Below are 22,908 nucleotides of genomic sequence, written 5' to 3' on the forward strand. Positions count from 1 at the left end.
GACGGCATCGTGTGCCGGCCGCCGCCGCTGTCCGTGCAGGTGCGCTGCCCCGGATCGGATCGTTCCCCCGGCGATCCGTCCAGGACAGCGCTTCCCCCGTGGGGCCCCGTACCCCCGTACTTCCCCCGTGGAGCCCCCTTACTTCCCCCGTGCTCCCCCGTCACGTCCGGGCTGCCGTGCCGTTCCGCCGCCCCGTGCCGGCGGTGCCGGCCCGGCGTCCCTTCCGTGCTGCACACTCTTCCGTCCGCGCAGGTCGCGGCCCATCCGCGTACCTACTCATCTCGGCGACTGAGTACGGATACTCAAAGCTGAGCACCGGCCCGCAGCGGCTCGTTACGATCTCCTGCGTGTCTGTACTCCCACTTGTCTTCACCAGCGGATGGGCCAGCGGCATCAACGCCTACGCCGTCGTGCTGCTCCTCGGCGTGCTCGGCGCCACCGGAGCCGCCGACGAGGTGCCCGCCGCCCTCCAGCGCACCGACGTGCTGATCGTCGCCGGAGTGCTCTTCCTGTGCGAGGCGGTCGCCGACAAGATCCCGTACGTGGACTCGGTCTGGGACGCCGTGCACACGGTCGTCCGGCCGGTGTCCGGCGGCGTCGTGGCGGCGCTGCTGGCGGGCCACGACGGGTCGCTGCCGCAGCTGGCGGCCGGTGCCGTCGGCGGTACGAGCGCGCTCGTGAGCCACCTGGTCAAGGCGGGTACGCGGATGGCGGTGAACACCTCGCCCGAACCGGCCAGCAACTTCGTGCTGAGCACCCTGGAGGATCTCGGGGTCGCGGGCATCGTCGTCTTCGCGGTGTTCCATCCGGTGGCCGCGGCGGTCATCGCCGGGGTGCTGCTGGTCGGCGGGATCGTGCTGGTGGCGTTCCTGTGGTCGCGGGTACGGCGCTTCCTGCGGCGCAGGCGGCAGCGGCGGGAGGAGCGGCAGGTGGCGGCGCACGGGGACCGGACGCCGGTGGTCTGAGCCGGGAAGACACGGAGCCGGGGCACCGGGGAGCCCTTCGCACCGTGCCGCGGGTCGTGCGGAGCCACCGCGGCCGGGCGGGAGCGGCGTTGTCAGTGGTGCCGGATAAAGTCGCAGGCATGGCACGGATTGCGGTGATCGGCGCCGGGATGGGCGCGATGGCGGCCGCCGCCCGGCTGGCCGTCGCGGGCCACCGGGTGGCGGTATACGAGCGCGGGGCGACGTACGGCGGCGCGGTGCGCCGTTTCGAGCGCGCGGGTTTCGGTTTCGACACCGGACCCGGGCTGCTGCATCTGCCCGCGGTCTACCGCGACCTGTTCGTCAAGACCGGCCGCGAGCCGCTGGAGAGCGTGGTCGAGCTGACCCAGGTCGACCCGGCCGCCCGCCACGTCTTCGCCGACGGCACGTCCGCCGCGCTGCCGAACGCCTCGCGGGCCGGCGTCCTCGCAGCGCTGGACGGCGCGCTGGGCGCGGGCACCGGTGAGCGCTGGAGCGACTTCCTGGGCCGCGCCCGCGAAGCCTGGGACCGGACGCGCCGCCCGCTGCTGGAGGAGCCGCTGTGGGCCGACTGGCAGGTGCTCGGCCGCGATCCGTATCCGTCGCTGCCCCGGCGCGGGCTGTTCGGACGGCGCAGGCCGGTGGCGGACGCCTCCCTCGCCGAGATCGCCGGTCACGAGCTGGTGGACCCCCGGCTGACGGCCCTCCTGGAGAGCTACGCCCTGGCGTACGGCTTCGATCCGCGCACGGCCCCCGCGAGCGCCGCCGTCCTGCCGTATATGGAGCAGACTTTCGGAAGTTGGTATCCGCGCGGCGGCATCCGGGCGCTGGCCGACGCGCTGTACGAGCGCTGCCTGGCCCGGAAGGTGGAGTTCTCCTTCGGCGCGGAGGTGACGCGCGTCGTCGAGGCGGACGGCCGGGCGGCGGGCGTGGAGCTGCGCGACGGCGGGTGCGTCGAGGCGGACACGGTCGTCGCGGGCGTGGCTCCGGACCGGCTGGCGGCGCTCCTGAAGGGCGCGGAGGAGCCCTGGGGCGCGGCGGACGTACGGCCCGACGCGGCGGCGCGGCGCCGGGTCCCGGGGCGGTTCACGGTCGCTCTCGCGCTGCGCGGCCCCCGCCCGGCGGACGCGGCCCACCGCACGGTGGTCCACGCGGCCGACCGGACCGCTGAGTTGGCGGCGGTCTTCGGGGAGGGCTCCGACTCCGGGGAGGGTTCCGAGGCGCTGTGCGAGCGTCCGACGGTGACGGTGCTGCGCCCGGACGATCCGAAGTCCCGGCCCGACGACGACCACGAGGCCGTGACGCTGAGCGCCGCGGTCGTACCGTACGGAGAGCTGACCCTGCCGCCCGGCGAGGCCTCCGGGCCCGTCGAGGAGACGGCCGCGCAGGCGGCGGCCGCCGACCGGCTGGTGGCGGCGGCCGAGTCGGCGATACCGGGGCTGCGGGAGCGGGTGCTGTGGCGGGCCGTGCTGCCGCCCGCCGAGGGCGGGTCGGTGCCGGGCCCGGCGCTGGCCGGCGCCGGTGGCCGCTTCCTGCGCCCCGCCAACCGCACCCGCATACCCGGGCTCTACGCGGTCGGCGGCTGGACGCACCCGGGCGGCGGGCTGGCGCACGCCGGAATGTCGGGCGCCCTCGTCGCGGGCCTGATCGTGAACGGGGACGACTGGCACGGCTCGCAGTGAGCCGGCGGCGCCCGCGGATCTGAGCGGAGCGCGGGCGGGCGCGCCGCGTCCCGCCGGGCCGGACTGCTCGGCAGTGGGCGGGCGCGCCGCGTCCCGCCGGGCCGGACTGCTCGGCAGTGGGCGGGCGCGCCGCGTCCCGCCGGGCCCGACGCGTCCCGCCGGGCCGGGGCGCTCGGTAGCGGCAGCGCCCTTCAGCGGCGTCAGTAGCGGTAGTTCTGCCCGTCGTACCCCTGGTTCTGCGGGGGCTGGTAGGGCGGGTACGGCTGGTCCGTGGCGGGTTCGTTGTCGCGCTGCTGGGGGACCCACACACCGCCGGGCGGCGTGTCGCCGTACGAGGGCTGCGCCTGGCCCTGCGACGGGTCCTGCACCCCGGTGTACTGCTGCCCCGGGTAGGCCGGCGTGCCCCCGAAGGCATCGGGCTGGTCGTACGGGTCGTACTGGCCGCCGTACTGCTGCGCGCCGCCGTACGGATCGGCGTAGGGCGCCTGCTGCCCCGGCCCGCCCTGGTCCTGGCCCGCGCCGTACGTGCTGTAGTGGTCGGCGTAGGCGTCCTGGCCGCCCTGGGCGGGGGCGCCGTAACCGCCGTCGTAGCAGCCGTAGGAGTTCTGCCCGTAGCCCTCGTAGCCCCCGTAGCCGTCGTACGCGGCATAGCCGGGCTGCGGCGAGCGCGCGTCGGGGCTGTATATGCCGTAGTTGCCGGTCTCCTCGGGGATCGGCTGCGGGGCGTATATCTCGGTGGAGTCCGCGCCCCCGTAGGCATCCCCGGAGCCCGTACCGCCGGCACCGCCCGCGACGGAATCCTGCGAGGCCAAGGCGTCCTGCGGCGCGAACGGATCTTGCTGTGCGAAGGGGTCCTGCGAGGCCGTGGAATCGTGTGGGGCGAACGGATCAGCGGCGTCGTACGCGACCGCCCCGGCCGCTGCCAGGGCGCCGGTCGCCGCCGCGGCGCCGGCCGCCGTCCCGGCCCCCGCGCCTTCCGTGGCCGGGACCGCCTCCAGGTCGGAAACCTGGAGGGTCGGCCCGGCGGGAGCGGCCCGGCCGCCCCGGGCCCGGCGCCGCCGGTTGTCACCGCGCTTGCCGCTGTCACCGCGTTTACCGCTGTCACCGCGCTTGCCGCGCAGCGACCAGCCGTCGGAGAAACCGCTGCGGAAGGAGAGCGTGACGTAGGTCTGCCCCACGGCGAAGGCTATGGCGCCCACCGCGATCACGATCACCGACGGGATGACGACACCGACGACGACGCCGAGGAAGCCGGTGAAGGCCAGCAGCCGCCAGCGCAGCGGGGCCTTGTGCTGGAGCAGCACTTCGCCGAGGAGCCAGAGCGCGACACAGCCGAATGCGATGTAGAGGACCACCCAGCCCATGTACGCCCCTCTTCCGCCGTTCCACGGCCGTGGTGCGGCAAACCGCCCTCAGGACTGCTGGTGCAGCCCCAGATTCTCGTAGATTTCCAGCGTCGCCGTGGAGTGGTTCAGGGTAATGAAGTGCAACCCGGGACTTCCTTCGGCCATCAAGCGCGCACACAGCTCCGTCGCATACTCGATGCCAATGGAGCGTACAGCCGCCGGATCGTCCTTGACGGCGAGGATGCGCTCGGCCAGTTCGGGCGGGAAGGCCGCATTGCTGAGCTGCGCGAACCGTTCGATCTGACGGACGTTGGTGACCGGCATGATCTCCGGGATGATGGGCGTCTCGCAACCCGCCGCCGCGACCCGGTCGCGCAGCCGGAGGTAGTCCTCGGCGTAGAAGAACATCTGGGTGATGGCGAAGTCCGCGCCGGCCCGGCACTTGTCCACGAAGTGCCGTACGTCGGTGTCCCAGTCCGTGGAGCGCGGGTGCATCTCGGGGAAGGCCGCCACGCCGACGCAGAAGTCGCCCGACTCCTTGATGAGCCGGACCAGTTCGGCGGCGTACAGGACGCCTTCGGGGTGCCGGACCCAGTCGCCCATCGGGTCGCCGGGCGGGTCGCCGCGCAGCGCGAGCATGTTGCGGATGCCGGCGTCGGCGTACTGCCCGATGATGTTGCGCAGGTCGGCCAGGGAGTGGTTCACGGCGGTCAGGTGGGCGACCGGGGTGAGTGTGGTGTCGGTGGCGATCCGCTCGGTCGCGCGCACCGTGCCCTCGCGGGACGTACCGCCCGCGCCGTACGTCACGGAGACGAAGGTCGGCGCGACCGCCTCGATCCGGCGAATGGCGTTCCACAACGTCCGCTCGCCCTTCTCCGTCTTGGGGGCGGCGAACTCGAACGAATACGACTGCTTGCCGGAAGCGAGCAGGTCGCGCACGGTCCGTGCGCGATCAGTCCTGGTGGAAGCTGTGCCTAGGGCCATACGTGCAGGTTATCCACCGGCTCCCGGCACACCAACCGGCTCCGGTGAAATGCCCGGATAGCCGCGTTCCGGTCCACGTTTCGGACACCGGCCGGTCATCTCACGTCCAGCCGGTCGGCTCATGTCCGGCCGACGCGCCGCAGGCCCGTACCGGCTGCCCGGTTCGTACCGTATGCCCGCTCACTGCCCGTGAGCGCGCACCCGCTTCGCCAGGTCGGCGGCCGCGGCGCCCGGGTCCTCGGCCTCGGTGATCGCCCGGACGACGACCACCCGGCGGGCACCCGCCTGGAGCACCTGGTCCAGGTTGCCCGCGTCGATGCCGCCGATCGCGAACCAGGGGCGCTCGGGCCGCCGCGCGGCCGCGTAGCGGACCAGGTCGAGGCCGGGGGCGTGGCGGCCGGGCTTGGTCGGGGTGGGCCAGCAGGGTCCGGTGCAGAAGTAGTCCACGCCGGACTCGGCCAGCGCGGCGTCCACCTCCGCCTCGGCGTGGGTGGAGCGGCCGATCAGTACGCCGTCGCCGAGGATGGCGCGGGCGGCGGGCACGGGCAGGTCGCCCTGGCCCAGATGCAGCACGTCCGAGCCGATGGCGTGTGCGACGTCGGCGCGGTCGTTGACCGCCAGCAGCTTGCCGTGCCGGCGGCAGGCGTCCGCGAAGACCTCCAGGTGGGCCAGCTCCTCGGCGGCCTCCATGCCCTTGTCGCGCAGCTGCACGACGTCCACACCCGAGGTGAGCACCGCGTCCAGGAACTGCGCGAGGTCGCCCTGGCGCCTGCGAGCGTCCGTGCACAGGTAGAGCCGGGCGTCGGCCAGGGCGTGGCGTGCGGTGGTCATCGGGCGGGTCCCCCCAGGTCTGCGGCGTACGGGCCGGGCCTTCCGGCCCGTACGCCCTAGTGGTGCGAAGACGGTCGCGGCCGCGGGTGCGAACGCGACGGCGAACGGCTCACGGGCGCGCGGCGAGCGCGCCCGCGGCCGGGTCGGGCGCTCCTACACGGCGAGCGCCTGGGCTCGGCGCTTCACCTCCGTACCGCGATTCTCACGCAGGGCCTGGGCGGGGGTGCCGGGCAGGGTCTCGTCCGCGGTGAAGAGCCACTCCAGCATCTCGTCGTCGGCGAAGCCGTCGTCCCGCAGGAGCGTGAGGGTCCCGACGAGGCCCTTGACGACCTTGCCTTCCTTGATGAAGTCGGCCGGCACATGCAGGGCACGGTTCTCGCCACGGCGCACCGCGATCAGCTGGCCCTCCTTCACCAGCTGCCGCACACGCGTCACCTCGACGCCGATCATCTCGGCGATGTCGGGGAGGGTGAGCCAGGCGGGCACGAGTCCATCGATCTTTGCGTCAATCTCGGTCACAGGACAAGCCTGCCACCTCGCACTGACAGCCGGTAGCGGGGCATCGCCATCGGCGCAGCCCACAGCACCCGAACGCACCTCGGTCCGCACCCGCCCACCGGGCCCCGGGCCCGGCTTCCGGGCCGCCCAGGCCCACCGCGGACCGCCTCAGACAGCCGCCGACTTCAGCGGTACGGACGCGTCCGCCACGAGCTGCCGGTCCAGTACCGCGCCCCGCTCGATGAGCTTGCGCCCCTGGGCGAGGTCGCGCGGCCGGCCGACCGCCAGCAGCGCGACGAGCACGCCGTCGCGCAGCCAGATCACCGACCAGGCGGCGCTTTCCGGGTCGCCGCGCCAGATCGTCTCGTCGGCGTCGGCGTGGTGCCCGGCGTACTGCACGAAGCGGCCGAACTGCTCGGACCAGAAGTACGGGACCGGGTCGTAGACCGGGCCCTCCGCCTCGCCGCGGACGATGGTGGCGGCGACGCTGCGCGGCCCGTGCATGGCGTTGTCCCAGTGGTGGACCAGGAGGCGGCTGCCGTAGCGGGCGGACGGGAAGGAGGCGCAGTCGCCGACCGCGTACACGTCGGGCAGGGAGGTGCGCAGCCGCTCGTCGGCCAGGATGGAGCGGTCCTCGGGCGACAGCTCGACGCCGGAGCCGGCCAGCCAGGAGGTCGAGGGCCGGGCGCCGATGCCGACGACGACGGCGTCCGCGGCGAGCGTCGCGCCGTCGGCGAGCGTCACCGTGCCCTCGGTGAGGGCGGCGACCCGGGCCCCGGTGCGCAGTTCGGCGCCGCTGTCCGCGTACCAGGCGGCCATGGGGGCGGCGACCTCGGCGGGCAGCGCGCCGGCGAGCGGCCGGTCGGCGGCCTCGACGACGGTCACCCGGCAGCCGGCCTCGCGCGCGGCGGTGGTGAACTCCGCGCCGATCCAGCCCGCGCCGACCACCACGACCTCGCGCTGCCCGGTCAGTACGGGCCGCAGCCGCTCGGCGTCGTCGAGGGTGCGCAGGACGTGGACGTCCGGCAGTCCGTCGCAGCCGGGCAGGGTCACCGGCTCGGCGCCGGTGGCGATCACCAGGTGGTCGTACGGGAGCGGACCGGCCTCCGTCTCGACCACCCGGGAGGCTGCGGCGAGCCCGGTGGCGTGCCGCCCCAGGAGCAGGTCGATGCCGAGCGCCTCGAAGTCGACGTCGAAGGTAGAGCCGTCGGCCTTGCCGAGCAGCACGGCCTTGGACAGCGGCGGGCGGTCGTACGGCCGGTGCGGCTCGTCGCCGAGCACCGCGATCTCGCCGCGCCAGCCCTGCTCTCGCAGGGCGACGGCGGTCTGCACGCCGGCCAGGCCGGCGCCCACGATGACGACACGACGGGCCCGTTCGGCGACGCGCTCGTCGCGGTCCTGGCGCGCGCGGTCAGTGTCCTGGGACTGGGTCTGCTCGCTCACCCGATCACTCTAGGGCGGTGTGTCTCGCGAGCAGGAGCATCCCGCAACGAGATCTATGACACACCGTCACGGCCCGTCACCCGCGGGGACCGGCCCGGAACCCGCGTCCCCCGGCCCGGCGCTCCCTTACGGCGCGTCGGCGGCCCGTACTAGGGTTGCCGGTGAACGCACTCGCGGGAGCCCGGACGCGACCGGGCTGAGAGGGAGGCTGTCGCGGCCTCCGACCGTACGAACCTGATCCGGGTCATTCCGGCGAAGGGAGGAGCTGGACGCCCATGCATCCACCTGCACAGACATCCGTACGGCCGTCGGCGGAGCCGCCCCCCGTACCGCAGTCCGAGAAGCCGTCCGTACCCCGATCCGCGAAGCCGTCCGTACCCCGATCCGCGAAGCCGTCCGCACAGCACGCCGCCCCCGGGGCCGGCGGCCCGCACCCGGACGTGCTCGTCATCGGCGGCGGCATCATCGGCCTGGTCACCGCCTGGCGGGCGGCCCTGCTCGGACTGCGCACCGCCGTCGCCGACCCGGCGCCGGGCGGCGGCGCCGCCCAGGTCGCGGCCGGAATGCTGGCCGCCGTCACCGAGCTGCACTACGGCGAGCAGACCCTGCTCGGCCTCAACCTGGCCTCCGCACGCCGCTATCCGGACTTCGCCGCCGAGCTGACGGAGGCGAGCGGCCTGGACCTCGGCTACCGCCGGTGCGGCACCCTGGCCGTCGCGCTGGACGCCGACGACCGCGCGCATCTGCGCGACCTGCACGCCCTCCAGCGCCGCAGCGGGCTGGAGTCCGAGTGGCTGACCGGGCGCGAATGCCGGCGCCTGGAGCCGATGCTCGCGCCGGGCGTGCGCGGCGGGCTGCGCGTGGACGGGGACCATCAGGTGGACCCGCGCCGGCTGGCCGCCGCGCTGCTCGCCGCCTGCGAACGGGCCGGGGTCGCCTTCCACCGCACCAACGCCGAGCGGCTGACCGTCGAGCGGGGCCGCGCCACCGGCGCCGAGCTGGCCGACGGCAGCCGGATCGCGGCCGGTCAGGTCGTGCTCGCCGCGGGCAGCCGCAGCGGGCAGCTGGCGGGCGTCCCCGAGGACGTGCTGCCGCCGGTCCGCCCGGTCAAGGGCCAGGTGCTGCGGCTGCGGATGCCGGACGGCCTGCCCGGCGGCGTACCGTTCCTGTCCCGCACCGTACGGGCCGTGGTGCGCGGCGGCCCGCTCTACCTCGTACCGCGCGAGAACGGCGAGCTGGTGGTCGGCGCCACCAGCGAGGAACTGGGCTGGGACACCACGGTCACCGCGGGCGGGGTGTACGAACTGCTGCGGGACGCCCACGAACTGGTCCCCGGCATCACCGAACTGCCGCTGGTCGAGACCCGCGCCGGGCTGCGCCCCGGCTCGCCCGACAACGCGCCGCTGCTCGGCCCGACCGCACTGCCCGGCCTGCTGCTGGCGACCGGGCACCACCGCAACGGGGTGCTGCTGACGCCCGTCACGGGCGACGCGATGGCGGCGGCGCTGTCCGGCGGCCCGCTGCCGCAGGAGGCGCGGCCGTTCGCCCCGGACCGCTTCGCGCCGAAGCCGTCCGGCCCCTTCCCGGCCTTCGGTGTCCGGCCGGGCTCCGCGCCCGCCCCCGTCCCCGCTTCCCAGGAGCAGCCCGTATGACCGTCACCACGCCCCCCACGCCCATCACCGTCTCCGTGAACGGCGAGCCCCGCGAGTTCCCCGGCGGGCTCACCCTGGACCGGCTCGTCGCCGGACTGACCTCCGCCGCCGGCGGCGTGGCGGCCGCCGTCAACGAGGCCGTGGTGCCGCGCGGCCAGTGGCCCGCCACCCCGGTCGGCGACGGCGACCGCGTCGAGGTCCTCACCGCGGTCCAGGGAGGCTGATCCGTACACCATGGCCGACGATCTCCTCACCATCGCCGACACCACCTTCGACTCGCGCCTGATCATGGGCACCGGCGGGGCGCCCAGCCTCGACATCCTGGAGCGGGCACTGCTCGCCTCCGGCACGGAGCTGACGACGGTCGCCATGCGCCGTCTGGACCCGACCGTGCACGGCTCGGTGCTGTCCCTGCTGGAGCGGCACGACATCCGCGTGCTGCCGAACACGGCGGGCTGCTTCACCGCGGGCGAGGCCGTCCTCACCGCCCGGCTGGCCCGCGAGGCGCTCGGCACCGACTGGATCAAGGTGGAGGTGGTCGCCGACGAGCGCACCCTGCTGCCGGACCCGGTCGAGCTGCTGGACGCCGCGGAGACCCTGGTGGACGACGGGTTCACGGTGCTGCCGTTCACCAACGACGACCCGGTGCTGGCCCGCCGGCTGGAGGACGTGGGCTGCGCCGCGATCATGCCGCTGGGCTCCCCCATCGGCTCCGGACTGGGCATCCGCAACCCGCACAACTTCCAGCTGATCACCGAGCGGGCCGGAGTCCCGGTGATCCTGGACGCGGGCGCGGGCACCGCCTCGGACGTGGCGCTCGCCATGGAGCTGGGCTGCGCCGCGGTGATGCTGGCGTCGGCGGTGACCCGCGCGCAGGAGCCCGTCCTGATGGCGGAGGCGATGCGGCACGCGGTCGAGGCCGGCCGGCTGGCGCACCGGGCGGGGCGCATTCCGCGCCGCCACCACGCGGAGGCCTCCTCGCCCACGGAGGGCGTCGCCGTGCTGGACCCGGAGCGGCCCGCCTTCTGAGGCGCGGCGGGCGGCGGTCCCGGACGGCCGCCGCCCGCTCTTCACGAAAAGGACATCCCTCGCGTCCGGGACGCCCGGCAGCACGTCCCTGTCACTGTTCGGCTGCAGAAAGGCGCTGGTCATGGGCGGGGCGCCCACGAGCGGGGCAGCGGCTCGTAGACTCCTCTGCCGTGGATACGACCCTTCAGGACCCCCTGGTCGGGCAGCTGCTCGACGGCCGCTACCAGGTGCAGGCGCGCATCGCCGCCGGCGGCATGGCCACGGTCTACCGGGCCATGGACACCCGGCTGGACCGGGTGCTCGCCCTGAAGGTGATGCATCCGTCGCTGGCGGTCGACGCCGCGTTCGTCGACCGGTTCATCCGGGAGGCCAAGTCCGCCGCCCGGCTCGACCACCCCAACGTGGTGGGCGTCTTCGACCAGGGCACCGACGGTACGTACGTGTACCTGGCGATGGAGTACGTCGCCGGCTGCACGCTGCGCGACGTCCTGCGGGAGCGCGGCGCCCTCCAGCCGCGGGCCGCGCTGGACATCGCCGAGCCGATCCTCGCCGCGCTGGGCGCCGCGCACCGGGCCGGGCTGGTGCACCGCGACATGAAGCCGGAGAACGTGCTGATCGGCGACGACGGCCGGGTCAAGGTCGCCGACTTCGGCCTCGTACGGACCGTGGGCACGAACACCACCGCCTCGACCGGCTCGGTCCTGGGCACGGTCTCCTATCTGGCGCCCGAGCAGATCGAGGACGGTACGGCCGGTCCGGCCGCGGACGTCTACGCGTGCGGTGTCGTGCTGTTCGAGATGCTGACCGGCGGCAAGCCGCACACCGGCGGCAGCGCGGCCCAGGTGCTCTACCAGCACCTGCACGAGGACGTGCCGGCCCCGTCGACGTACGCGCCCGAGCTGGCGCCGCAGCTGGACGACCTGGTCGCCGCGGCCACCGCGCGCCGCCCCGAGCTGCGCCCGCAGGACGCCGTGACGCTGCTCGCGCAGGCCCGCGCGGTGCGCGCCGAGCTGTCCGACGCGCAGCTGGACGCGGTGCCGCCGCAGGCCAACGAGGCGCCGGAGGGCGGTTCGGGGGCGGGTCCCGAGGACCGTACGAGCGTGCTGCCGCGGGTCGCCGTGCAGCCGCCCCTGCCGCTGCCGCCGGAGGAGCCGCTGAACCACACCAGCAGGCTTCCGGCCCCGCCGCCGGACCCGGCGTCGGCGGCGGAGCCGACCACCCGGCTGCGTCCGGTGGCCGCCGCTCCGCGGGGCGGGGCCTGGGCCGGGCTGCTGCGGGCCCGGCGCAAGACGGTCTCGGTGGTCGCGGCCGTGCTGCTGGTGCTGGTCGTGGGCGCGGGCGTCTGGTACATCAACTCCGGGCAGTTCACCACCGTCCCGGCGGTCCTGGACATGACGCAGGCGAAGGCGGAGAAGACGCTGCGTGCCGAAGGCCTGGACGTGAAGGTCGAGCGCGCCTTCAGCCCGAACGTGGAGCGCGGTCACGTCATGGCCACGGCCCCGGAGAACGGCAAGCGCATCCGGGGTACGGGCACGGTCACCATCACGCTGTCCAAGGGCCCGGAGATCGTCCAGGTGCCCGACCTGGCGGGCACTCCGGTCGCCGACGCCAAGCGCAGACTGCGCGACCTGGGGCTGACGGTCGGCACGGTGCGCAGGGAGTTCTCCGACGAGGTCGCCAAGGGGTCGGTGATCGGCACCGACCCGGCGGCGGGCAACAAGCGCCGCCCGGACACCGCCGTCGCGCTCACGGTCAGCCGCGGCGCGGAGGTCGACGTACCGGACGTGACCGGCCGGGACCGGGCGGACGCCGAGGCCACGCTGCGCGGCGCGGGCTTCGACGTGAAGTTCGCGGACACGACGGTGCACTCCCCGCACGACAAGGGCAAGGTCGCGCGGCAGTCGCCGGGGCAGGGCAGCAAGCAGGGCCGGGGCGACACCGTCACGCTCACGCTCTCCGAGGGGCCCGAGATGGTCGCCGTGCCGGACGTGACGGGCAAGAGCACCGACGAGGCCAGGCGGGCACTGACCGGCGCGGGCTTCGAGGTCGAGGTCAAGAAGCCGTTCCTGTTCCCGCGGGACAGGGTCGAGAGCCAGTCGGTCGAGGGCGGCGAGCAGGCGGCCAAGGGCAGCAAGATCACGATCCGGCTGGAGAGCGCGCTCTGAGCCGTACGCCGGGGCGCGGTCCGGCGTACGGCGCGAGGCGCGTCCCGGCGTGCGATCGGGGCACGGCCCGGAGCACGGTCCGGATCGCGGCCCGGGAGCCGCTCCGGCGCACGGTCCGAGGGCCGCGCCGGACCGCGCCCCGGCGCGCGCGCTGTGAGCAAGGACGCCCGCCCGCGCGCCGGGCGGGCACCCCGCACCTGGCACCCTTGACACGTGAGCATCTCCCCTTCCCAGCAGCGGGCCCGTGAGCGCAACCCGGTCGGCGGCCACGTGCCGGTGGCCGGCGGCCTGGCCAAGGTCGGCCTCCCGTACGCCCGTGACATCGGCGGCGAGGCCGTGCAGGTCTTCGTCGCCAACCCGCGCGGCTGGGCGACGCCGCCCGGCACGCCGCAGCAGGACGAGGCGTTCCGCGAGGCCTGCGAGCGGGAGTCGCTCCCGGCGTACGTGCACGCCCCCTACCTGATCAACTTCGGCTCGCACACCGAGGCGACCGTCGAGAAGTCCGTGGACTCGCTGCGCCACTCGCTGCGGCGCGGCCGGGCGATCGGCGCGCGGGGCGTGGTGGTGCACACCGGCTCGGCGACCGGCGGGCGGCCCCGCGCGACGGCGCTGGAGCAGGTGCGCGAGCGGGTACGGCCGCTGCTGGAGGAGCTGACGCACGACGACGATCCGTGGCTGCTGCTGGAGCCGACGGCGGGTCAGGGCGCGTCGCTGTGCGCGCTGGCGGAGGACCTGGGCCCGTACTTCGACGCGCTGGACCGGCATCCGAAGCTGGGCATCTGCCTGGACACCTGCCACGCCTTCGCGGCCGGGCACGACATGGCCGCGCCCGGCGGGATGAAGGCGCTGCTGGACGAGCTGGTCGACGTCGCCGGCGAGGGGCGGCTGAAACTGATCCATGCCAACGACTCCAAGGACGTCGTCGGCGCGCACAAGGACCGCCACGAGAACATCGGCGCGGGGCACATCGGCGCCGACCCGTTCGGCGAGCTGTTCCGGCACCCGGCCACGCTCGGCGTGCCGCTGGTGATCGAGACGCCGGGCGGCAAGGAGGGCCATGCGGCGGACGTGGCACGCCTGAAAGACCTGCGGCACCCGGCCTGAGCGCGGGAGCCCGGCCGTACCCGTCCATCAGGCACCCGCCGGCCGGGCCGGAACCGGCCGGGCGCGGCGGGACACTCCGTCGCGGCCATGGAGCCGGTCGTGAACCGGTGGATCGGAGCCGGTCGTGAACCGGTGGATGACCTACCCCGGCAAGGGACACGCCATAGCACATCGGCACTGCTGAGCGCCGCCCGGAATCAGCCGTTCCCGCGCCGCCGTCCCGGCCCCCCGTCCGGCGCGGCTACAGCTCCGGGCCGTCGCCCGGTTCCTCCTGATAGGAGTAGCGCTGCTCGCGCCACGGGTCGCCGAGGTTGTGATAGCCGCGCTCCTCCCAGAAGCCGCGGCGGTCCGCCGTCATGTATTCGATGCCGCGCACCCATTTGGGGCCTTTCCAGGCGTACAGGTGCGGAACGATCAGCCGGACCGGGAAGCCGTGCTCGGCGGTGAGCAGTTCACCGGAGCGGTGGGTGGCGAACAGCGATTTCGGGTCGGCGAAATCGGCCAGTTTGAGGTTCGAGCTGAATCCGTATTCGGCCCACACCATCACATGGGTGACGTCCGGGGCGGGCGGCGCGAGTTCGAGGATCGTCCGGGTGGAGACGCCGCCCCATTCGGCGCCGAGCATGCTGAACTTCGTGACACAGTGCATGTCGGCCACCACGGTCGTATAGGGCAGCGCGGCGAATTCCTCGTGCGTCCAGCAGTGTTTGCCGCCGTCCGCGGTGGCGCCGAAAGCGCGGAACTCCCAGCGCTCGGGCCGGAACTTCGGCACCGGGCCGTAGTGCGTGACCGGCCATCCCCGTTGCAGCCGCTGCCCCGGAGGCAGCTGAGGATGCTCCGCTTCGCGGCTTTCGGGCTGACCCATGCTCTCCATGGTGTCAGACCATCGGGGGTGCCGGTGACCAGGGCGGCAGCGATTCGGGCAACTCGTACTAAGCGTGCACTTACTGGACGCCCAGCTCACGACGGTGCAAGGATGCGCGGCACCTGCCAGTACTCGCGTGGAAGGAGCCCGCTGCCATGCAGGGCGACCCCGAGGTCATCGAATTCCTCAACGAGCAGCTGACCGCCGAGCTGACCGCCATCAATCAGTACTTCCTGCACGCGAAGATGCAGGAGAACTTCGGCTGGACCAAGCTGGCCAAGTACACCCGGCACGAGTCGTTCGACGAGATGAAGCACGCGGAGATCCTCACCGACCGGATTCTCTTCCTGGACGGCCTGCCCAACTACCAGCGGCTCTTCCACGTCCGGGTGGGCCAGACCGTCACCGAGATGTTCCAGGCGGACCGGCAGGTCGAGGTGGAGGCGATCGACCGCCTCCGGCGGGGCATCGAGCTGATGCGGGCCAAGGGGGACATCACCTCGGCCAACATCTTCGAGTCCATCCTGGCCGACGAGGAGCACCACATCGACTATCTGGACACCCAGCTGGACCTGATCGAGAAGCTCGGTGAGCCGCTGTACATCGCCCAGGTGATCGAACAGCCGGACAGCTGAGCCGGCCGGCTCCAGCGAACCGTTCCTTCAGCGGGCCCGCACGGGACCGCGACCGGGCAAGGAGGACGCGTCAGGCTGCTCAGGCCGCTTCCGGCAGGGCGTCGGGCGCCTCGCCGGGCATGAGGTCGGGGGCCGTACGGGGCGCGATGTCGTACGGGCCGGGCACTGCGGCGGCCGTATCGCCGGACGGCCCGGAGCCGAGCGGTTCGGGGGCGCCCTGGTCGATCAGTTCGCGCCGGGGGCACGCGCCCCGGCCGAGCAGCGCCTGGATGCGGCGGACACAGCCGCCGCAGTCGGTGCCGGCCTTGCAGGCGGAGGCGATCTGGCGCGGGGTGCAGGCACCGGACTCCGCGTGGTCACGGACCTGCTGCTCCGTGATGCCGAAGCACGAGCAGACGTACACGCGGGTCACCTCCGTCGACCTGTTCCGCAGTGAGGTTACCCTTACCTTACCCGGGACGAAAGTCCGCTAACAACGGCGATGGGGCGCGGATCGTGTGATCCGCGCCCCATCGGCGTGTCGTACGGCCCCACGGGCCCGCCGGACTACTGGTCCCGGTACATCTCCGCGACCAGGAACGCCAGGTCCAGCGACTGGCTGCGGTTGAGCCGCGGGTCGCAGGCCGTCTCGTAGCGCTGGTGCAGGTCGTCGACGAAGATCTCGTCGCCGCCGCCCACGCACTCCGTGACGTCGTCGCCGGTCAGCTCCACATGGATGCCGCCCGGGTGCGTACCGAGGCTCTTGTGCACCTCGAAGAAGCCCTTGACCTCGTCCAGCACGTCGTCGAAGCGCCGGGTCTTGTGGCCCGAGGCGGCCTCGAAGGTGTTGCCGTGCATCGGGTCGCAGATCCAGGCGACCTGCGCGCCGGAGGCGGTGACCTTCTCGACCAGTTCGGGCAGCTTGTCGCGGATCTTGTCCGCGCCCATGCGGGTGATGAACGTCAGCCGGCCCGGCTCGCGCTCCGGGTCGAGGCGCTCGATGAGCGTGAGCGCGTCCTCGGCGGACGTCGTCGGGCCCAGCTTGACGCCGATCGGGTTACGGATGCGGGAGGCGAACTCGATGTGCGCGCCGTCCAGTTGACGGGTGCGCTCACCGATCCAGACCATGTGGCCCGAGACGTCGTACAGGTTGCCGGTGCGGGAGTCCGTGCGGGTCAGCGCGGACTCGTAGTCCAGCACGAGCGCCTCGTGGGAGGCGTAGAACTCGACCGTCTTGAACTCCTCCGGGTCCACCCCGCAGGCGTTCATGAAGTTCAGCGCCCGGTCGATCTCGCGCGCCAGCGCCTCGTAACGCTGCCCGGACGGGGAGGACTTCACGAAGTCCTGGTTCCAGGCGTGGACCTGGCGCAGGTCCGCGTAGCCGCCGGTGGTGAAGGCCCGCACGAGGTTCAGCGTCGCGGCGGAGGCGTGGTACATCCGCTTCAGGCGCTGCGGGTCCGGGATACGGGCCGCCTCGGTGAACTCGAAGCCGTTGACGGAGTCGCCGCGGTAGGTCGGCAGGGTCACGCCATCGCGGGTCTCGGTGGGCTTGGAGCGCGGCTTGCTGTACTGGCCCGCGATCCGGCCGACCTTGACGACCGGGACCGACCCGGCGTAGGTGAGGACCGCGCCCATCTGGAGCAGGGTCTTGAGCTTGTTGCGGATGTGCTCGGCCGAGACGGCGTCGAACGCCTCCGCGCAGTCGCCGCCCTGCAGCAGGAACGCCTCGCCGCGGGCAACCGCTCCCAGGCGCTCGCGCAGCTGGTCGCACTCACCGGCGAAGACGAGCGGCGGATAGGACTCCAGCTCGGCGATCACATCGCGCAGAGCCTCTTGGTCCGGCCATTCAGGCTGCTGCGCCGCGGGCAGGTCTCGCCAGGTGTTGCCACCGGCTTGGATTTCAGCGTTCACGGTCACGCGTCAACTTTACGGGGTCCGGACAGGGGTCCATCTCGCCGACCGGGATGTGAGACGAAGGTCCCACTCCGACAGCCCGCCCGGAGGCCGGGTCCTCAGTCCGGTACGGAGCCCTCAGTCCGGTACGCAGTCCTCGGGATTGCCGCGGGCGACGGCCGCCAGGGTGCCCAGCGCGTACGCCAGCTCGTCGGGGGCGGGCGCCGCGAGGGCCACGCGGACGGCGCCCGGGGCGGGTGCGGCGCCGTGCGTGCCCTCCGGGCCGACGGCGAACGCGGCGGCCGGGGTGACGGCGATACCGCGCCGGGCGGCGGCCGCGAGGAAGGTCTCGGCCCGCCACCCCTCGGGCAGCTGCCACCAGGCGAAGTAGGCGGCCGGGTCGGCCCGCACCCGGAAGCCGGCGAGGTGCTCGCGGAGCAGGGCCTGCCGGGCGGCGGCGTCCCGGCGCTTGGCCTCGACGATCGCCGTCACCGCGCCGTCGCGCAGCCAGCGGACCGTGGCGTCCAGCGCGAAGGCGCCGGCGGTCCAGCCGCCGGACCGCAGGGCGGCGGCGACCCGGTCGGTGTGCGTGGGCGGCGCCAGGACCAGGCCGACGGTGAGGCCGGGCGACAGACGCTTGGAGAAGCTGTCGAGCAGGAGCGTGCGCTCGGGGGCGAGGGCGGCCAGCGGCGGGAGGCCGGCCCGCCGCCCGTCGTCGAGGAGGAAGGACCAGACGGCGTCCTCGACGGCCCACAGGTCCAGCGCGCGCAGCGTCCCGGCCAGCTCGGCACGGCGCTCGGTGGGCATGGTCACGCCGAGCGGGTTGTGCAGCGTCGGCTGGAGGTAGACGGCGTGCAGCGGGGCGCCGCGGTGGGCTGCCCGTACGGCGTCCGGCCGCAGGCCGCACCCGTCCCCGGCCAGCGGTACGAGAGTGATGCCGAGGCGGGTGGCGACCGACTTGACCAGCGGATACGTGAGCGCCTCGACGCCCAGGCGGCCACCGGGCGGCACCAGTGCGGCGAGCGCGCCGGCGATGGCCTGGCGGCCGTTGCCCGCGAACAGCAGGCCTGCCGGGTCGGGGCGGAAGTCCGCGTGGGCGAGGAGGGCGGCGCAGGCTTCGCGGGCGTCCGCGGAGCCGGTGGCGGGGGCGACGGTCAGGGCCGCGCTCAGCACGTCGGGGCGCAGCAGGGGTTCCAGGGAGCGGGCGAGGAGGGCGGCCTGCTCGGGGACCTCGGGGTAGTTGAGTTCGAGGTTGACGCGGGTGCGGCGGGCGGGGTCCGCGGGTTCGGCGAGGGCGGGCCCGGGGGCGTGCTGTGCGGCGCGTACGTACGTACCGCGGCCGACCTCTCCGACGGTCAGTCCGCGGCGGGCGAGTTCGCGGTAGACGCGGGTGGCGGTGGAGTTGGCGATGCCGTGGGCGCGGGCGAAGGCGCGCTGGGTGGCGAGCCGGTCGCCGGGGCGCAGACGCCCGGCGGCGATGTCGGCCGAGACGGCGTCGGCGATGCGCTGGTAGTCCTCCACGGGCCCTCCCGGCCGTTGTATCCGACTCGCTCCGATATTGCACCGAGAGCAATGTTTTTATTGCACCGCGATTGTGCGCGTCCTAGCATCGAGCCGTCAACGGGCCGACGGCCAGAAGTCGGCGAAAAGGGGCGAGTTGTGCTGCGTACAGCTGTCGTCAACGGCATCACCACCGCGTACGAGGACACCGGCGGCGCGGGCGGAGAAACGATCCTCCTCGTGCACGGGCACCCCTTCGACCACACGATGTGGGCCCCGCAGACCGCCGCGCTGGCCGCCGCCGGCCACCGCGTCGTCGTACCGGACCTGCGCGGCTACGGCGCCTCCCAGGTCGTACCGGGCATGACCCGCCTGGAGACCTTCGCGGCCGACCTCGCCGCGCTGCTGGACCACCTGGAGGTGACGGACCGGATCGGCCTCGGCGGCCTGTCCATGGGCGGCCAGATCGCCATGGAGTTCGCCCGCCGCTCCCCCGGACGGCTGCGCGCGCTCGTCCTCGCGGACACCTTCGCCCATGCCGAGACCCCCGAGGGCCGCCGGGCGCGCGACGCCATGGCCGACCGTCTGCTGCGCGAAGGAATGCGCGGCTACACGGAAGAGGCCCTGGACAAGATGGTCTCGCCGCGCACCGTCGCGACCCGGCCCGCCGCGGCGGAGCACGTACGCCGCATGATGCTCGGCACGCCGCCCGAGGGCGCCGCCGCCGCACTCCGCGGCCGGGCGCGGCGCCCCGACTACGCCGACTCGCTGGCCGGGCTCGCCGTACCGGCCCTCGTACTGGTCGGCCGCGACGACACCTACACCCCGGTCGCCGACGCCGAGTTCCTGCACACCCGCATACCCGACGCGCGCCTGACCGTCATCGAGGACGCCGCCCACCTGCCCAACCTGGAACAGCCGCACGCCTTCGACGCCGCCCTGACCGACTTCCTCGGCACGCTCCCCCCGGCTCCCGTCACGCCGCCGCTCGCGCGGCCCGTCCTCGGGTAGGGTGACGTCCATGCACGCGCAATTGGCCAGCAACATGAACTGGTGGTGGACCGCTCATCCGGCGGCCCACTGATCGCGCGTACCCACTGACATCGCGAAGGCCGCCCGAGGGGCGGCCTTCCGTGTTGTGCGGGCCGTTCCTCCCCTCCCGGAAGGAACCGCCGACATGCCTCGCTCCACCACCGACGTCCTGCGAAGTCTGCTGTCACCCGGCTGCCCGCCGTTCGCCCTGCTGCTTCGCCGTACGCCCGGCCGCCCCGCAGCCGACACCGTCGAGGTGCTGGTCGGCGAGGTGACCGAGGTGTCGCGGCTGGCCGACGTGCCGCTCGGCGAGGGCGTGCCGGACGGCGGCGCCGCGACCACCGACGCGCTGGCGCTGGTGCCGTTCCGGCAGATCCGCGAGCGCGGGTTCGACGCCCGCGACGACGGCACGCCGCTGGCGGTGCTGCGCCCCCGGGAGACGTACGCGCTGCCGCTGGACGAGGTGCTGGCGCACCTCCCCGCCCACGCGGTGCAGGTGGAGAACGGCGCCTTCGACGTCGACGACGACGCGTACGCCGACATCGTCGAGCATGTCCTGCGGGACGAGATCGGGACCGGCGAGGGCGCCAACTTCGTCATCCGGCGCACCTTCCGGGGCGACATCCCGGGCTTCGGCGCGGCCGACGCGCTGGCGCTGTTCCGGCGGCTGCTGGCCGGTGAGCGCGGCGCGTACTGGACGTACGTCGTCCACCGGCCGGGCGTGCGCACGCTGGTCGGCGCCAGCCCCGAGGTACACGTCCGGATGTCCGGCGGGACGGTCGTGATGAACCCGATCAGCGGCACCTACCGCTACCCGGCCGGGGGCCCGTCCCCGGAGCACCTGCTGGCGTTCCTGGACGACCGCAAGGAGGTGGAGGAGCTGTCCATGGTCGTGGACGAGGAGCTGAAGATGATGTGCACCGTCGGCGACAAGGGCGGTGTGGTGATCGGGCCGCGGCTGAAGGAGATGGCGCACCTGGCGCACACGGAGTACGAGCTGCGCGGGCGCTCCTCGCTCGACGTACGGGAGGTGCTGAAGGAGACGATGTTCGCGGCGACCGTCGTCGGCTCGCCCGTGCAGAACGCCTGCCGGGTGATCGGGCGCCACGAGGTCGGCGGGCGCGGCTACTACGCCGGCGCGCTGGCCCTGATCGGGCGGGACGCGGGCGGCGCGCAGACCCTGGACTCGCCGATCCTGATCCGTACGGCGGACATCGACGCCGGCGGCGGGCTGCGCGTCGCGGTCGGCGCCACGCTCGTCCGGGCCTCCGACCCGCGCGGCGAGGTCGCCGAGACGCACGCCAAGGCCGCCGGGGTGCTGACCGCGCTCGGCGTGCGCCCCGCGCCGGACCGTACGGACGAGGCCGCCGGGCGGCCGCGGCTGGCCGACGACCCGCGGGTGCGCGCCGCGCTCGACGCCCGCCGCGCGGACCTCGCGCCGTTCTGGCTGCGGATGCAGAGCACCGCGCCGACCGCCGCGCTGTCCGGCCACGCGCTGGTGATCGACGCCGAGGACACCTTCACCGCGATGCTGGCGCACCTGCTGCGCACCTCCGGGCTGACGGTGACCGTGCGCCGGTACGACGAGCCGGGGCTGCGGGAGGCCGCGGCGGCCCACGAGGGGCCGGTCGTGCTCGGCCCGGGGCCCGGAAACCCGTCGGACGCCGCCGACCCGAAGATGCGTGTGCTGCGCGCGCTGGCGGCGGAGCTGGTGCGCGACCACCGGCACGGCCTGCTGGGGGTCTGCCTCGGCCACGAGCTGATCGCCGCCGAACTGGGCCTGGAGATCGTGCGCAAGGAGGTGCCCTTCCAGGGCGCGCAGGAGCGCATCGACTTCTTCGGCCGCCCGGAGACCGTCGGCTTCTACAACACCTTCACGGCCCGCTGCGACGAGGCGGCGGTGGCCGAACTGGCCATGCACCGGGTCGAGCTGAGCCAGGACGCGGCCACCGGCGAGGTGCACGCGCTGCGCGGGCCCGGCTTCGCGGGCGTGCAGTTCCACCCGGAGTCCGTGCTGACGCTGGACGGCGCGGCGATCACCGCGCAGTTGCTGGCCGCTGTCCTGGTGTGACGAGGGTGTTCTCGTTGGTGCGGCCGGCCAGGTAGTCCTCGACGTTGCGTGCGGTGGCGTCGAGGATCTGGCCGACCGCGTCCTCGGTGAAGTACGCCTGGTGCGAGGTGACCAGCACGTTTCCGAAGGTCATCAGGCGGGCGAGGGTGTCGTCGTGGATGACTTCGAGGGACTTGTCGAAGAAGAAGAGACCGGCCTCCTCCTCGTAGACGTCCAGGCCGACACCGGCGAGCCGGCCGGCCTTGAGGGTCTCCACGAGGGCCGCGGTGTCGACGAGGCCGCCGCGGCTGGAGTTGACGAGGATCGCGTCGTCCTTCATGGCGCGCAGCGCGGCGGCGCCGACGAGATGGCGGGTCGAGTCCATCAGCGGCACGTGCAGGCTGATCAGGTCGGACTCGGCGAACAGCCGGTCCTGGCCGACGTACTCCATGCCCAGCTCGACGCAGCGGGGGTTCTCGGCGATGTCCCAGCCCAGCAGGTTCATCCCGAAGCCGTGGGCGATCCGGGTGAACGCCTCGCCGATCTTGCCGGTGCCGAGCACGCCGGCGGTGCGGCCGTGCAGGTCGCGGCCCATCAGCCCGTCCAGGCGGAAGTCGAAGTTGCGGGTGCGGTTCGCGGCCCGGACGACGCGGCGGTTGACGGCCATGGCCAGGCCCCAGGCGAACTCGGCGACGGAGTACGGCGAGTACGAGGAGACCCGGCCGACGGTCACGCCGAGGTCGGCGGCGGCCTGGAGGTCGATGTTGTTGTAGCCGGTGGCGCGCTGGGCGATCAGCCGTGTGCCGCCGGCCGCCAGCTCCTGGATCACCTCGGCGCGCAGGTCGGCGTTGACGCTGACGCTGACGACCTCGTAGCCCGCGGCGATCGGGGCGGTGTCGCGGTTGAGGAAGACGTCGAGGCAGCGGACCTGGTGGCGGCCGGCGAGGGCCTTCACCAGCAGCGGCCGCTCGTCCGCCTGCACGCCGAATGCGATGATCTCCACGGTGTCTCCCGACGTTGCCGGTCACTCGGTCCGGTCACCGGCGCCCACTTTGGGGCATATGCGGCGACACGGCCGAATATACGGCGCGGGGCGCGGTCGGGACGCCTCCCCGACGCGTACGGCGACGTGCGGAGGTGCGGTGTCGTGCGGAGGCCGGTGACGGGCGGACGCGACGGCAGCGCGCGGAAGGCGTGCGGCGGCGGACGGAAGGCGTGCGGCTGCGCGCGGAAGGCGTGGAACGCAAGCGGCGGCCGG

20 protein-coding genes and 1 riboswitch are annotated in these 22,908 nt (G+C 73.8%); of the genes, 10 read left to right on the top strand and 10 right to left on the bottom strand.

Annotated features, from left to right (window positions below):
• Window positions 1-347 precede the first annotated feature (347 nt).
• Both ACFV57_RS29345 and ACFV57_RS29350 read left to right on the top strand, forming a co-directional pair.
• Window positions 348-965, top strand: a complete 618-nt coding sequence (locus ACFV57_RS29345; RefSeq protein ID WP_385238390.1) for a DUF4126 domain-containing protein — start codon at window positions 348-350, stop codon at window positions 963-965.
• Between the two features lie 119 nt (window positions 966-1,084).
• Entirely contained in the window at window positions 1,085-2,644 is a 1,560-nt protein-coding gene (locus tag ACFV57_RS29350) for a phytoene desaturase family protein (protein ID WP_385238392.1), read from the top strand.
• A gap of 200 nt (window positions 2,645-2,844) precedes the next feature.
• On the opposite strand, the gene ACFV57_RS29355 is transcribed toward ACFV57_RS29350, so the two are convergent.
• From ACFV57_RS29355 to ACFV57_RS29375, 5 genes are all read right to left on the bottom strand, one after another.
• A complete protein-coding gene (locus tag ACFV57_RS29355; RefSeq protein WP_385238394.1) occupies window positions 2,845-4,008 on the bottom strand; it encodes a hypothetical protein in 1,164 nt (387 codons plus the stop codon).
• A 48-nt stretch (window positions 4,009-4,056) separates the two neighbouring features.
• A complete protein-coding gene (gene metF, locus ACFV57_RS29360) occupies window positions 4,057-4,974 on the bottom strand; it encodes a methylenetetrahydrofolate reductase [NAD(P)H] (protein WP_385238395.1) in 918 nt (305 codons plus the stop codon).
• 180 nt (window positions 4,975-5,154) lie between these two features.
• The gene (gene thiE, locus ACFV57_RS29365) at window positions 5,155-5,805 is read right to left on the bottom strand and encodes a thiamine phosphate synthase (RefSeq protein ID WP_385238397.1); all 651 of its coding nucleotides are present in this window, start codon (window positions 5,803-5,805) and stop codon (window positions 5,155-5,157) included.
• A 153-nt stretch (window positions 5,806-5,958) separates the two neighbouring features.
• Window positions 5,959-6,324, bottom strand: a complete 366-nt coding sequence (locus ACFV57_RS29370; protein WP_385238399.1) for an Rv2175c family DNA-binding protein — start codon at window positions 6,322-6,324, stop codon at window positions 5,959-5,961.
• 147 nt (window positions 6,325-6,471) lie between these two features.
• Entirely contained in the window at window positions 6,472-7,746 is a 1,275-nt protein-coding gene (locus ACFV57_RS29375; protein ID WP_385238400.1) for an NAD(P)/FAD-dependent oxidoreductase, read from the bottom strand.
• A gap of 163 nt (window positions 7,747-7,909) precedes the next feature.
• Window positions 7,910-8,025, top strand: a riboswitch (TPP riboswitch).
• A gap of 161 nt (window positions 8,026-8,186) precedes the next feature.
• Between ACFV57_RS29375 and thiO the strand changes: the two genes are divergently transcribed.
• From thiO to ACFV57_RS29400, 5 genes are all read left to right on the top strand, one after another.
• Window positions 8,187-9,398: a glycine oxidase ThiO gene (thiO, locus tag ACFV57_RS29380; RefSeq protein ID WP_385238541.1), complete on the top strand. Its 1,212-nt coding sequence runs from the start codon at window positions 8,187-8,189 to the stop codon at window positions 9,396-9,398.
• A complete protein-coding gene (gene thiS / locus ACFV57_RS29385; RefSeq protein ID WP_385238402.1) occupies window positions 9,395-9,622 on the top strand; it encodes a sulfur carrier protein ThiS in 228 nt (75 codons plus the stop codon). Before thiO ends, thiS begins: the two co-directional genes overlap by 4 nt.
• Before the next feature lie 10 nt (window positions 9,623-9,632).
• Entirely contained in the window at window positions 9,633-10,427 is a 795-nt protein-coding gene (locus ACFV57_RS29390) for a thiazole synthase (RefSeq protein ID WP_385238404.1), read from the top strand.
• Window positions 10,428-10,597: 170 nt separating this feature from the next.
• Window positions 10,598-12,592 carry a Stk1 family PASTA domain-containing Ser/Thr kinase gene (gene pknB, locus ACFV57_RS29395; protein ID WP_385238406.1) on the top strand — a complete coding sequence of 665 codons (1,995 nt, stop codon included), beginning with the start codon at window positions 10,598-10,600 and terminating at the stop codon, window positions 12,590-12,592.
• Between the two features lie 213 nt (window positions 12,593-12,805).
• Window positions 12,806-13,696: a deoxyribonuclease IV gene (locus tag ACFV57_RS29400; protein ID WP_385238408.1), complete on the top strand. Its 891-nt coding sequence runs from the start codon at window positions 12,806-12,808 to the stop codon at window positions 13,694-13,696.
• 241 nt (window positions 13,697-13,937) lie between these two features.
• Here the strand turns inward: ACFV57_RS29400 and ACFV57_RS29405 are convergent, their stop codons facing one another.
• Window positions 13,938-14,561 carry a sulfite oxidase-like oxidoreductase gene (locus ACFV57_RS29405; RefSeq protein WP_385238410.1) on the bottom strand — a complete coding sequence of 208 codons (624 nt, stop codon included), beginning with the start codon at window positions 14,559-14,561 and terminating at the stop codon, window positions 13,938-13,940.
• 155 nt (window positions 14,562-14,716) lie between these two features.
• Here ACFV57_RS29405 and bfr point away from each other — a divergent pair, with 155 nt between their 5' ends.
• On the top strand, window positions 14,717-15,196 hold the full coding sequence (bfr, locus tag ACFV57_RS29410) for a bacterioferritin (RefSeq protein WP_385238412.1): 480 nt from the start codon (window positions 14,717-14,719) through the stop codon (window positions 15,194-15,196).
• A gap of 79 nt (window positions 15,197-15,275) precedes the next feature.
• Here the strand turns inward: bfr and ACFV57_RS29415 are convergent, their stop codons facing one another.
• The 3 genes from ACFV57_RS29415 to ACFV57_RS29425 all read right to left on the bottom strand — a co-directional run bounded on the left by ACFV57_RS29415 (window position 15,276) and on the right by ACFV57_RS29425 (window position 18,589).
• A complete protein-coding gene (locus ACFV57_RS29415; protein WP_385238543.1) occupies window positions 15,276-15,599 on the bottom strand; it encodes a bacterioferritin-associated ferredoxin in 324 nt (107 codons plus the stop codon).
• A 143-nt stretch (window positions 15,600-15,742) separates the two neighbouring features.
• Window positions 15,743-17,092, bottom strand: a complete 1,350-nt coding sequence (locus ACFV57_RS29420) for a class II 3-deoxy-7-phosphoheptulonate synthase (RefSeq protein ID WP_385238414.1) — start codon at window positions 17,090-17,092, stop codon at window positions 15,743-15,745.
• 114 nt (window positions 17,093-17,206) lie between these two features.
• Window positions 17,207-18,589 carry a PLP-dependent aminotransferase family protein gene (locus ACFV57_RS29425; RefSeq protein ID WP_385238416.1) on the bottom strand — a complete coding sequence of 461 codons (1,383 nt, stop codon included), beginning with the start codon at window positions 18,587-18,589 and terminating at the stop codon, window positions 17,207-17,209.
• A 138-nt stretch (window positions 18,590-18,727) separates the two neighbouring features.
• On the opposite strand from ACFV57_RS29425, the gene ACFV57_RS29430 reads away from it, so the two are divergent.
• Window positions 18,728-19,579, top strand: coding sequence for an alpha/beta fold hydrolase (locus tag ACFV57_RS29430; RefSeq protein ID WP_385238418.1), 852 nt, complete (start codon window positions 18,728-18,730; stop codon window positions 19,577-19,579).
• Window positions 19,580-19,745: 166 nt separating this feature from the next.
• Window positions 19,746-21,671, top strand: a complete 1,926-nt coding sequence (locus ACFV57_RS29435; RefSeq protein ID WP_385238419.1) for an anthranilate synthase family protein — start codon at window positions 19,746-19,748, stop codon at window positions 21,669-21,671.
• On the opposite strand, the gene ACFV57_RS29440 is transcribed toward ACFV57_RS29435, so the two are convergent.
• A complete protein-coding gene (locus tag ACFV57_RS29440) occupies window positions 21,637-22,653 on the bottom strand; it encodes a 2-hydroxyacid dehydrogenase (RefSeq protein WP_385238421.1) in 1,017 nt (338 codons plus the stop codon). The genes ACFV57_RS29435 and ACFV57_RS29440 overlap by 35 nt on opposite strands.
• Window positions 22,654-22,908 lie beyond the last annotated feature (255 nt).

Source organism: Streptomyces sp. NPDC059788 (assembly GCF_042732265.1).
Lineage (GTDB): Bacteria > Actinomycetota > Actinomycetes > Streptomycetales > Streptomycetaceae > Streptomyces.

Excerpts from the sequence above, each read along its gene's own strand:
- ACFV57_RS29350 (WP_385238392.1), top strand. The coding sequence starts at position 1,085 with ATGGCACGGATTGCGGTGATCGGCGCCGGGATGGGCGCGATGGCGGCC.
- ACFV57_RS29355 (WP_385238394.1), bottom strand. The coding sequence starts at position 4,008 with ATGGGCTGGGTGGTCCTCTACATCGCATTCGGCTGTGTCGCGCTCTGG.
- metF (WP_385238395.1), bottom strand. The coding sequence starts at position 4,974 with ATGGCCCTAGGCACAGCTTCCACCAGGACTGATCGCGCACGGACCGTG.
- thiE (WP_385238397.1), bottom strand. The coding sequence starts at position 5,805 with ATGACCACCGCACGCCACGCCCTGGCCGACGCCCGGCTCTACCTGTGC.
- thiS (WP_385238402.1), top strand. The coding sequence starts at position 9,395 with ATGACCGTCACCACGCCCCCCACGCCCATCACCGTCTCCGTGAACGGC.
- ACFV57_RS29390 (WP_385238404.1), top strand. The coding sequence starts at position 9,633 with ATGGCCGACGATCTCCTCACCATCGCCGACACCACCTTCGACTCGCGC.
- ACFV57_RS29405 (WP_385238410.1), bottom strand. The coding sequence starts at position 14,561 with ATGGGTCAGCCCGAAAGCCGCGAAGCGGAGCATCCTCAGCTGCCTCCG.
- bfr (WP_385238412.1), top strand. The coding sequence starts at position 14,717 with ATGCAGGGCGACCCCGAGGTCATCGAATTCCTCAACGAGCAGCTGACC.
- ACFV57_RS29435 (WP_385238419.1), top strand. The coding sequence starts at position 19,746 with ATGCCTCGCTCCACCACCGACGTCCTGCGAAGTCTGCTGTCACCCGGC.